Here is an 11,359-nt window from a genome sequence, read left to right as displayed (position 1 = left end):
CGGATGAGGCCCGATTCCATTGACGGATAAAGAGGGCGTATGCAATACGCCCCTACAAGAAACTCCGGATGAGGCCCGATTCCATTGACGGATAAAGAGGGCGTATGCAATACGCCCCTACAAGAAACTCCGGATGAGGCGGGATTCAATTTACCACCTTGACAGGGCTAGGGTTGGAACTCCCACTCCTGTTTTCTCTTGTTTTAGGGAAGCCACCCCGGACGGAGGCCCTCAAAGGGTAACTCTTCGGGTTTGTAATCTAAGGGTCGGTTGGTGGGGGCGCTGGGATCCAAGGGCAGCAACCAGAGCCGACTTCTGGCGATCGCTTCTCCGGAACTGGTGCGAACGGCATCGATTGGGGCTTGATTGGCTTGGGGAGCAACGCTGACAATTTGATCAAACAGCAACCCTAACCCATCCGGGGACAAACTCATATGAATCTCTCGCTGATCCGGTAACAGTACCAGGGGTTGCAGGTCCCCGGTTTCTAGGTCGATCGCGGCGATGTAAGGTTCTTCTTTATAAATCTCCCCTTCCACCAATTTCGTTAGCAAACAATAGAGGGTGTTTCCTTGGGGTCCGAATTGGGCGCTCAAAAATGAACCTTGAATGCGGCGCAGTTCTTTGCTGACCCCAGTGGTGGTGACCAAATAGAGCGATCGCGTGTAGTCGGTGTTGAATTTCACCATCGCGGCGGCGCTTCCATCAGCCGAAAAGCTCAACACTCGCCCAAATTGAGGCAGAAAATCTACGGGGTCGGCTTTCGGTTCTAGGGGTAAAATGGCGAGTCCCTGTCCCTGGGCGATCGCCACGGTTTGACTATCGGGAGTAATAATAAAATCCCCACCCGGTTCATTCTCCAAAGGTTTCGGTTGCTTTCCTTCCTCTATTTTCCAGAGTCCAAATTGTCCCGGGTCCTGTTTGTTGACCCGCTGCACCAGAATGGTTTTACCATCGGGGGAGAGGTCAAAGCTGAGGTTTTGATAGTTGTCCGAGCCTAAGATCCGTTTGATTTGACCCGGTGAGTTGTCACGGCGGCGGGATCTTCTGTCGGAGCTTTCTGGGATGATGCCGGTGGTGACGGTGAACAGTCGTTGCTCTAAAAGTCCTCGGTTGGGAGAGAAGGAGTCGATCGCGGAAAATAACAGGCGATCGCCGTCGGGATAGAGTTTATAATCTAGGACTGTCAATTCTTTTGGGGTCAGAATCGTTTTTTCGCTTTTGCTGAAGTTGTACAGGATTAACTGTCCCCGTTCTTCCGGGGAGATTCCGATATAGACTAAGACGCGATCGCGACTTGTGAACTCCCCGACAAATGGCTCAATCAGGGTTCCCTCTTTTCCCGGTTGGGCGAACCGTTCCCGCGCTTGGCTGAGTTGCAGTTTAAATTCCATGCCATAAGGCACCCCTTGGGTAACCGTGTAAGCCATCCGCCTTCCCGCCCAACTGATTTTACCGGGCACTGGGGGTTCGATTATAAGGTTGTCTTCCACGCTTTGGCGATCCATCGGACGGCTGAAGGTCATGATAAAGGCGCGATCTCTGGCACTGACTTGTTGATTTTGCCAGCTAAATTCCCGCACTCGCGGAGCGGTACTATCGCCTCCAAATAGGAGCAGGGCGATCGCCACTGTCAACACCGCAATCAGGGCGATCGCCGCGCGATCGAGCGGTTGGGAGAAATTTTTCTGGAGTTGGTCTGCACTGAACATCGGTTAAGGGTTACTGTTGAGAATTTAGAGCTTAGACTTGAGGGACCCGGTTGCCCGACTGACGCATCATTTCTCGATTGAGTAGGCACAGCCGTAGATGAAAGCCACCTATCAGATTGGATGAAAAATCCCCACTCTGGCGTAAGTCTTGGGGGTTAACCCCAGGGGACTGAATGCCTACCCATCGGACGCAGAGATGGAAATTCAACTGTTTTAATTTAACATTCCCATCGGACTCCCTCCAGATTATCCCCCGACAGTTCCCCCACTTGCTCAGGCCCCTTTGAGCGACTGCCTTGCCAAACTCTTTGTGCTATACCAAGTTTGATTGTTGTTGAGTACCCCGGTCAAAACTTGTCCGAAAAATCAATACCCTAACGTGAGAAATTATACATACATGGTTGCGGATCGGCTATAGCGAATCTTTTACAGACCTTTGACAACTTGTAGCCCGCGCAGGCGGGCTTCGTTTGTATAGCCCCACCCTTTCCTTACGGAACGCTCCGCGAACAGGGTGTGGGTTGTTATAGACCGAATTTCGTATGACTACTGGATAGGGAGCAAGATGCTCCTACTTCCTGGAGGAACTGTCTGAATTTAGAGACACCTGCTATCGATTCGGGAGGTTTTAATTTGGGAATCTCCGTAAGTATTGTTACTTATTTATCCCGACCAAAATTTTAATTTAACCCTATATTTTACGCTGAACCTGGGGCGGTTGAGTCGATTAATCGGGCAATTTAAACTAACCATAGAGTAAAATCAATGATAAACCTTTTTAAAATCAATAGTTACCTTGGTCAGCCCCTCAAGCCGCCCAAAGCCCGATGGAGATAAGGCTATAAGCAGAAATTAGAGAACCAATTATTAATTTTTGTGGAGGAGTCTCTTCCTTTTGGGACGGAATAACGATACGCTGATCCCCAGAAGATTAAGAAAAGATAAATCTATTCCAGCCTGGGCCGATTGTCTTCTGCGAAATTTATCACGGAAGCATCAAAGGCAGACTGTTCATTTACACACAAATTAGGAAACGCGGATGGCTGATTTACTTCTGACAACCGTTTGGTTCGTGCCTGGGTATGCCTTACTCGGGGCACTCCTGGCGGGCGCTTGGTCACCGGGAACGATCCGAAAAACAGGACCGAGACCCTCGGGCTATATTAATTTAGTCCTGACATTTTTAGCCTTCATTCATAGTTTGTTGGCGTTACCTGCCACCTGGAATCAACCGGCGCAACAGATATCTTGGACTTGGTTGGATGCTGCCGGGTTAACCCTAACGGTAGATTTAAAAATATCCGCCTTGACCGTCGGTGCAATGGCAGTAGTCACGGGATTGAATCTGCTGGCGCAGATTTTTGCCGTGGGATATATGGAAATGGATTGGGGTTGGGGTCGCTTCTATGCCATGTTGGGAGTCTTTGAAGCGGGACTATGCGCCCTGATTTTGTGCAATTCCTTGTTTTTCAGCTATGTCATTTTAGAAATCCTCACCCTGGGCACTTATTTATTAGTGGGATTGTGGTTCTCGCAACCGTTGGTGGTGACGGGGGCCCGAGATGCTTTTTTAACAAAACGGGTGGGAGATTTAATCCTCCTGATGGGGGTAGTTGCTTTATTACCCTTAGCAGGCACCTGGAATTTTGATGAATTAGCGCAATGGGCGCAAACCGCTGATGTAGACCCGAAAGTTGCGACTTTGTTGGGGTTAGCGTTAATTGCCGGACCCTTGGGGAAATGCGCGCAGTTTCCCTTGCATCTGTGGTTAGATGAGGCGATGGAGGGGCCCGTTCCCAGTACGATTTTGCGGAATTCCGTGGTGGTGGCAACTGGGGCCTGGGTGTTGGTTAGATTACAGCCGGTGTTGGCGTTGTCGGAGATTGCCACAACGACGGTGATTTATATTGGGGCGGTGACGGCAGTAGGGGCTTCGGCGATCGCCATTGCCCAAATTGATATCAAGCGCGCGCTTTCTTATTCCGTGAGTGCCTACATGGGGTTAATGTTTATCGCCGTGGGGACGGGGGAGACTCAAACCGCGTTGATGTTACTCCTGTCTTACGCAGTGGCAATGGCACTCCTGGTGACCTGTACCGGGGGACTGATCTGGAATACGATTACCCAAGACCTCACTCAGTATGGCGGACTCTGGTCTCGCCGTCCGATTTCTGGGTTAGCATTTCTCGTGGGATTCGCGGGTTTAGTGGCGTTACCTCCCTTTGGCGGATTCTGGGCGTTGCTCAAAATGGCGGAGAATCTCTGGCAGGCACATCCGGAGTTGGTGGGGGTGTTGGTGGTGGTGAATGGGTTAACGGCATTTAGTTTGATTCGCGAGTTCGGGTTAATTTTTGCGGGGAAACCGAAACCGATGACGGTGCGATCGCCTGAAGTGCATTGGCCGATGGTGATTCCAATGGTGGTTTTAATGGGCGTGACCCTGCATATTCCGTTAATTTTGATGGAATGTAATCTGCTGCCGGATTGGGCCGACTTGAATGTTACAGTAGCGGGAGTTTTGATTGGCTCAACCGTAGTTGGCGGTGGATTAGCAGGGTTCATTTATATGAGCGATCGCATTTCCAAACCTGTCAAATTTGGTCCCCAATCCGTCCAAGACTTTTTTGCTTACGATTTTTATACCGCCAAGTTGTACAAGCTAACCATTGTATTTGCCGTGGGATTGGTTTCTCGAATGGTGTTCTGGTTTGACCGCTATATTGTCGATGGGTTGGTCAATTTAGTGGGACTATTCACCGTATTTAGCGGCCAGAGCTTAAAATACAATGTTTCGGGACAAACCCAATTTTATGCCCTCACGATTCTGTTTGGGGTGGCTATACTGGGGCTGTTACTCGCTTGGCCCGCTTTGTCGAAAATTTTCTTAATTTTCAACTAACCGACTCGGGTAAAATCGGAGTTCAAAAGTTGGTGATATCCCCCGTATGGCGTGCCGTTTGCTATAGAAAAAGCGAGCTTCGATGTGATGCACATTCCTCACTCGAAAGCTTTTTGCACTACAAGTCCATCAGGTTTAGAGCCATTCTCCGAATGATTTAGGGTTGCTATATTAACCCAGGCTACTGCTAAACCTGAATGGCCTCGGTGCTGCCATTGTTGATTCATGTTTGAGGACCTAGAAAGAATAAAGCTATGCTGAGTCTATTAATTGGATTGCCTCTTATCGGTGCAGCGCTCATTGGATTTTGGCCCTCCAAGGGGTCGCCTACGCTGTTCAGAAATATTGCTTTAGCCGTCGCTGTGGGGATTCTAGGTTGGACTGTGGCGATCGGCACTCAGTTTGATTTAGCTTCCCCGGGAATGCAATTTCAAGAATATTTACCTTGGATTCCCCAGTTAGGACTCAGCTATAAATTAGGCATTGATGGGTTATCTTTCCCCCTGCTGGGCTTAAGTGCGTTGCTCAATTGCATTGCCATTTATGGTCGGGGTGAAACCGTGGAGCGCCCCCGGCTCTATTATCCCATGATTTTCCTGGTTAATGCCGGAATCACCGGGGCATTTGCCGCACAAAATTTATTATTATTTGTGCTGTTTTATGAATTAGAACTGATTCCGCTTTACCTCTTAATTGGAATTTGGGGGGGGCAAAAACGCGGGTATGCCGCGATGAAATTCCTAATTTATACGGCATTATCGGGGATTTTAATTTTAGCTGCATTTTTGGGAATTGCTTGGTTAACCCATTCGAGTAGCTTTGATATCGGTTCGATTTCCACGGAAAAATTATCCTTAACCACCCAACTGATTTTACTCACTATTCTATTAATCGGATTTGGGATTAAAATTCCGCTGGTTCCCTTGCATACTTGGTTACCCGATGCTTATGTGGAAGCGTCTCCGGCAGTGGCGATTCTCCTAGGGGGAATTCTGGCTAAATTAGGCGCTTATGGATTAATCCGATTTGGGTTACAATTGTTCCCAGAAACCTGGGCAGTCGTGGGTCCTGGGTTAGCGATTATTGGGGTGGTGAGCGTGATGTATGGTGCCTTTAGTGCGATCGCTCAAAAGGACATCAAGCGCATGGTTGCCTATAGTTCTATTGGACACATGGGCTATATTTTAGTTGCTGCCGCTGCCGGAACTCCCCTCAGCTTACTCGGTGCAGTCGCTCAAATGGTCAGTCATGGATTAATCCTCGCCATTCTCTTTTATATCGTGGGTATTATTGAGCAGAAAGTCGGCACGCGCGAACTGGATGTTTTGAATGGATTAATGAATCCTCATCGCGGATTACCCCTCACCAGTGCCTTACTGATTTTAGGCGGCATGGCAAGTGCAGGAATTCCCGGATTGGTGGGATTTATTGCAGAATTCATGGTCTTTCAAGGGAGCTTTTCGGTCTTCCCAGTCCAGACTTTACTCTGTATTATTGCCTCGGGTTTAACCGCCGTTTATTTTGCGATTTTAATCAATCGCACCTGTTTTGGAAAACTGGATAATAAATTGGCCTATTATCCCAAAGTTTTGGCAGCGGAACGAATTCCAGCCTTGGTATTAGCCGTCACTATTTTTATCTTAGGCATTCAACCCGGTTGGTTAGTGCGGTGGAGTGAACCGACTACTACCGCAATGGTTGCCAAAATTATCCCCGCTAATTCCGCGCAAATTGCTCAAAAATTGAACAATTTTACACCCTAACAGGAATGGGAAAATTCCAGATATTGGACGCATGGAGCCTACGGTGATTCACCTCCGGTCCCCTCCCCTTGGCAAGGGGAGGGTTAGGATGGGGTCCTCTTGATGTGGCGATTCCCTACGGGATAGCTCCGCTTACCGCACCTGTATGGAGCCTACGGTGATTCACCTCCGGTCCCCTCCCCTTGGCAAGGGGAGGGTTAGGGTGGGGTCCTCTTGACGAGGCGATTCCCTACGGGATAGCTCCGCTTACCGCCAAGTCACGCACTCACAGGAGGCGATTTCCTACGGGATAGCTCCGCTTACCGCACCTGTATGGAGGCTGTTCCAACCTCTTTCTTCGTGAAGCGCGATCGCGCGTGGACCCCACCCTAACCCTCCCCTTGCCAAGGGGAGGGGACCGGAAGTTCACTTAAATGTGAGGCAAGTCCTCCTGAACTTAAAATGGAGGCTGTTCCCACATCTTTCTTCGTGAAGCGCGGTAAGCGGAGCTATCCCGTAGGGAATCGCCACGTCACGGGGAACCCCACCCTAACCCTCCCCTTGCCAAGGGGAGGGGACCCGAGGTCCACTTAAATGTGAGGCTAGTCCCACGGAACGTAAAAAAAACTACTGTTTTTGATTGTTATTCCAGAAAAATATCCAAACTATGACAACTGCAACTTCCACCAAACTCCCCCCTTCCACCCATGAATTTGCCGATATTATTCATCGCTTAGAAGCCGGTGGCGCAATGTTGCCGGATACTCCAGAAAATCTGATGCAAATTATCGGCATTTATAAAGCCTACGCGGTGCCAATGGACTTTTATTGGCGAGATTTGCTTTATATCGCCGAAGAGGTGTTTTTAGAACCGTTTAACTTTTTCAAATACTTCCTGCCAAAAGAGTATTTAGAACTGCATAATCACTATGCAGGCGATGATGCGGACTTGCGAATTTGGCGGGGAGAGGCAACGGCGCATCCGGAACTGTTAGCCTTTATGGAAAAAGGGGAATTAAACCAAAAAATTCCCCGGTTGTTCCATCACTGGTTGCACGATCGCGTTAATATGGAATTTGCCGAAGCCTGTATGCGCGCGATGTATTGGCATGGCAGAGATATGGGTTGGGGGAAATTTGATGCCTATCTCGATAGTGATGAGTACAAAGCCAATGCTGATGTCGCTATCAAAGCCTACTTTAAAGGCAATCCCGTGATGTTGGGACTCTATAAACTGTTTCCAGAAATGTTTTTAGAACAGGTGAGGCAACTTTCCTATTATAGCAACTTGGGATTGTTCTGGGAAGTGATGGCTCCGGTATTTTTTGAAATGTCGGATCTGTATGATGAAGGCAAACTAACCACCGTTCCGGAAGCGATGAATTTCCTTGTCAATGGTATCTTTGCCATTGCAGGACGTCCGATTTACCATCACGCTCATATTCGCGGGGAAGTTTACGAAATTATCCCGAAATCAAAAGGCTTTACCTGGTTATATGAAGCCGCCTTACCCTACGTCGAAGCCGTCTTTTATCGCACCGCACCCTTCCGAGGCACTAAATCCTATAATGCTCAAGCGAAACAAGTGCCGGATGAGCAGAAAGACTTCCATTATGGCATTTTATATGCCGATGTCTTTCCCGTGGGAACCGCAGGCATTCCCCCGACATTATTAATGCAGGATATGCTCCATTTCCTCCCTCCCTATCTGGTGGATTATTATCGCCAATATTGCCGGGGTGAGGATGATATGTTGATTCAGTTGGGAATTACCTTCCAGCGATCGATGTATTGTGTTACCTCCGCTGTTATTCAAGCGTTACGGACTGCTTTACTCTATCCGTTAGATGACCCCAATCCCAAGCATTTGATGGCAAATCGGCGGTTTTTTGAAAGCCAACTCGATCGCTTCAAACGTCCTGAATCCCGCATCCGGGAGATTCAAAGTCAGGATTATCGATAAGTGGCAAGAACCGGCGGGGGTTTAAACCCCCGCCTAATAGCTAAAGTCGGTTAAAAACCGACTAAAAATATTACTGGATCAGACTTTGAGTCGGTTGTTACTGAGAGATTGCACCATTCTCAATTCCGGAGGGGAGATGAATTCCCCGCCTGTAGAGGCGCTTCGCGAAGCGCCTCTACAGGCGGTTAAAAACCAAGTAAAAACATCACCCCACAAGTATTTCAGTCGGTTTCAACCGACTTTAGCTATTAGGCGGGGGTTTGAACCCCCGCCGGTTCTTGCTATTAGTCTTACCCCATTAAAATCACGTTATCAATTACATGAATCACCCCATTATCCGCTTCCACATCCGCCATAACCACCGTGGCATTTTTGACTTCAAATCCATCGGAACAATCTATGGAAATGGGAGACCCTTCCACCGATGTGACTGACTTGACTTTTGCTAAATCCGCTTGCATCAATTTACCCGGAACGACATGATAGGTTAAAATCCGTGCCAATTGAGGAATATTTTGTAACAGGGTTTGAATGGTTCCGGGGGGTAATTTGGCAAAGGCGGCATCGGTGGGAGCAAAAACGGTGAAAGGACCGGGACTTTTTAAGGTTTCGACTAAGTTTGCCGCTTGCACCGCTGCGACAAGGGTTTTAAAGGAGTCATTGCTGACGGCAATATCGACAATATCGGGCATGAATTTACCTCAAATTGGACAAAATGCTTTAATTTAATTGTATGATAAAGGGTGAATTGTAGCGAAGTAATAGAAAAGTTGGGGAAGGGGAAGCAGAGAGCAAAAAAAAACCTCTCAGTGGGAACCGAGAGGTTTTTAGGAGTGCAGGAGCTACCGGAAAACAGCGAGGGTTCTTCAATAGCTAAGAAATACTGTAACGAGGGGTTATGGAGTGGAGATGACAGCGGGATGGCATTGGCGTGACAGGAGAGGAAACCCCAGAGGAGGGCAGTTGTAGGCAGCGGCAGCAAAGGGTTTTAACTCTCACCGAGGCGATCGCGCAATAACTCATGCAGGAATCGATACTGCTGCCATCCCACTCGCTGCAAAAATAACCGTTGGCTGACATATTCCAAAAACCGGCTATAATTCCAGGGAATCTCCCCTCTGCGCCACAATATCACCCGCAGAAGCAAATGCTTCATCCAGGGAATGGCGGTAATTAGTCCGCAAATCAAGCCGAAAATAGGAGCGGTTGCTCCCATGAAAAACAGCACCGAGAGCAAATACATCACCCAACCTCCCGTGGGGGTGACAGCGGATAAAATTGCCCCAATGAATTGGAAACTCAGGAAACCGAGGAGGCAACAAGTTACTGAGACGATCGCCGACTGCCAGAGGAGGCGGGGGGAGGTGGTGCTCAGTTTAATATCCGGCGCTTTTAAGACAATAATTCCCCCACAGCTTAAGGCAATAATACCAAAAAATATCCCATAAATCCCCCCCACTTCCCATCCATAAATTAAGGCAAATAACCCCGCATATACCAAAATAAACAGCAACACCAAGGCGAGGGGATACGTTAACTGTTCTCGGGTGGGTTGCAAGCGTAACGAGGGAAGAGAATCCGGGGAAAATATCCGTTGATTACTCTCACTCATCACCCCAGCTAACCCGCGTAACCACTGTTTGGTTTGTTCTGCTGGGGGTTCGGTTTTGCGGGAATAAATGGGTTTCTCCATGTCCCGAGACAGTTGCCGTCGAATATAGGCATTAAACACATAGCGCTGACGTTCTTCTCTCGTCTTCAAGCGTTTCCAGGAATGAATTAAAATTTCCTCATAAGCAACTGTCATCAGATTTAAGAATAAAGGCGTTTTGGCTAATCGGAATAAGGTTGGGTCAGTTTGGAGATTTTCCCAGAGTTCCCGACTGCGAGAAGCGAGCAAATAGCGCTCAATCTGCTCCCTCGTCAAGGGTTGCACTCCGACTGCCGCATACAAACGCAGACGAGTTTGGCGCTGTTGGTAAGTATCCATACGGGTACAGAGGACCAGGGGTAGCACTTGTCCATTTTGGCGCTTGGATTGGGCAATTTCGGTTAAACAATGTTCCTGTTGAGTGCTATCCAGTTCGTCGAGTCCATCCAGGAGAGGTAACAAGCGATCGTCTGCCAACAATTCTCGGACGAGCTTGCGGTGTACGTTATACTTGAGACCCACTTCTTCCTCGATCCAAGTGAGGAAGGGGAGTTGACTCGGCCAATGTGCTAAATCGAGGACAACCGGCACAGGTTCTAGCTCATTGTGTCGGGCGCGATCGCATAACTCTTGGGCTAATTCTAACAAGGTGCTGGTTTTACCCGCACCTGGTGCACCGAGGATTAAAACAATTCCGGCGATCGCCCCGATTTCCAGAACCCCCATTTCCGGGTCCGCACGCACTCCCAACTCATTCAGCGCCTCTACCCCCGCTTGCCGGGGTGCTGCCACCTGTAACCCCTCCAAAATCCCTTGTTCCGGTGCGAGTTTCCGTCTGGGATGCTTGCCAATTTTCACCTCCACATCCCACAACCGGGGGAGTTCCTCCGTGAGGGGTTCGCGCACCAAATAGCGCTGTACTGCATAATGTAAAGACTGCTGCTGTCGGGCGATCGCTTCACGTTCAACCGCTGCGAGTAACCCGGAACGTAGGGCGATCGTCGAGGATTGCCAGCGCTGCCACCGTTGCCATAGCACCCACCCCGTCGGCAAACCCGTCCCCAACCCCCACAACAACACCGATGCAGCGCTTAAATTTGCCGGAAAAGCGGGATTAAGGGACTCACTGACCAGGAGAAAGTACACCGACGCCGCCGCAATCAGAGGCAGAACCCCAAACAGCCAAAAACCCTGTTCCACCCTACCCCCGGGTAACCAAGAGGTTAAGGCACATAACAGTCCACATCCGAGGGTTAGAACCCCCAACAAAATGCCGAGACTCGTTGGGGACGCCGCCGTGATGGCGATCGCAATACAGAAGAAACCATTCACCAATACAGTCAAAATCAAAATGAACGCCGGACTAATTTTTGGCATGGTATGATGCCTCTC

At 49.0% G+C, this 11,359-nt stretch carries 6 protein-coding genes; 3 read left to right on the top strand and 3 right to left on the bottom strand.

The features are described from left to right. Nucleotides 1-203 precede the first annotated feature (203 nt). Nucleotides 204-1,712, bottom strand: a complete 1,509-nt coding sequence (locus NG833_RS19080; protein ID WP_254566858.1) for an Ig-like domain-containing protein — start codon at nt 1,710-1,712, stop codon at nt 204-206. 1,039 nt (nt 1,713-2,751) lie between these two features. On the opposite strand from NG833_RS19080, the gene NG833_RS19075 reads away from it, so the two are divergent. The 3 genes from NG833_RS19075 (at nt 2,752) to NG833_RS19065 (ending at nt 8,316) form a co-directional block, all read left to right on the top strand. Next, entirely contained in the window at nt 2,752-4,611 is a 1,860-nt protein-coding gene (locus NG833_RS19075) for an NAD(P)H-quinone oxidoreductase subunit F (RefSeq protein WP_254566857.1), read from the top strand. Nucleotides 4,612-4,865: 254 nt separating this feature from the next. Then, complete coding sequence (locus tag NG833_RS19070) at nt 4,866-6,374, top strand: NADH-quinone oxidoreductase subunit M (RefSeq protein ID WP_254566856.1); 1,509 nt, start codon at nt 4,866-4,868, stop codon at nt 6,372-6,374. A 646-nt stretch (nt 6,375-7,020) separates the two neighbouring features. Next, nucleotides 7,021-8,316, top strand: a complete 1,296-nt coding sequence (locus NG833_RS19065) for a CO2 hydration protein (RefSeq protein WP_254566855.1) — start codon at nt 7,021-7,023, stop codon at nt 8,314-8,316. Between the two features lie 290 nt (nt 8,317-8,606). Here NG833_RS19065 and NG833_RS19060 read toward each other — a convergent pair whose 3' ends face one another. Together NG833_RS19060 and NG833_RS19055 are read right to left on the bottom strand one after the other, a co-directional pair. Then, entirely contained in the window at nt 8,607-9,008 is a 402-nt protein-coding gene (locus tag NG833_RS19060) for a fasciclin domain-containing protein (protein WP_254566854.1), read from the bottom strand. Nucleotides 9,009-9,304: 296 nt separating this feature from the next. Continuing rightward, nucleotides 9,305-11,344, bottom strand: coding sequence for an NACHT domain-containing NTPase (locus tag NG833_RS19055; RefSeq protein WP_254566853.1), 2,040 nt, complete (start codon nt 11,342-11,344; stop codon nt 9,305-9,307). Between the last annotated feature and the right edge of the window lie 15 nt (nt 11,345-11,359).

Origin of the sequence: Oscillatoria sp. HE19RPO (assembly GCF_024220515.1) — a bacterium.
GTDB lineage: Bacteria > Cyanobacteriota > Cyanobacteriia > Cyanobacteriales > Laspinemataceae > Laspinema.
This window is presented reverse-complemented; position numbering and strand designations above follow the sequence as displayed.

Excerpts from the sequence above, each read along its gene's own strand:
- NG833_RS19080 (WP_254566858.1), bottom strand. The coding sequence starts at position 1,712 with ATGTTCAGTGCAGACCAACTCCAGAAAAATTTCTCCCAACCGCTCGAT.
- NG833_RS19075 (WP_254566857.1), top strand. The coding sequence starts at position 2,752 with ATGGCTGATTTACTTCTGACAACCGTTTGGTTCGTGCCTGGGTATGCC.
- NG833_RS19070 (WP_254566856.1), top strand. The coding sequence starts at position 4,866 with ATGCTGAGTCTATTAATTGGATTGCCTCTTATCGGTGCAGCGCTCATT.
- NG833_RS19065 (WP_254566855.1), top strand. The coding sequence starts at position 7,021 with ATGACAACTGCAACTTCCACCAAACTCCCCCCTTCCACCCATGAATTT.
- NG833_RS19060 (WP_254566854.1), bottom strand. The coding sequence starts at position 9,008 with ATGCCCGATATTGTCGATATTGCCGTCAGCAATGACTCCTTTAAAACC.
- NG833_RS19055 (WP_254566853.1), bottom strand. The coding sequence starts at position 11,344 with ATGCCAAAAATTAGTCCGGCGTTCATTTTGATTTTGACTGTATTGGTG.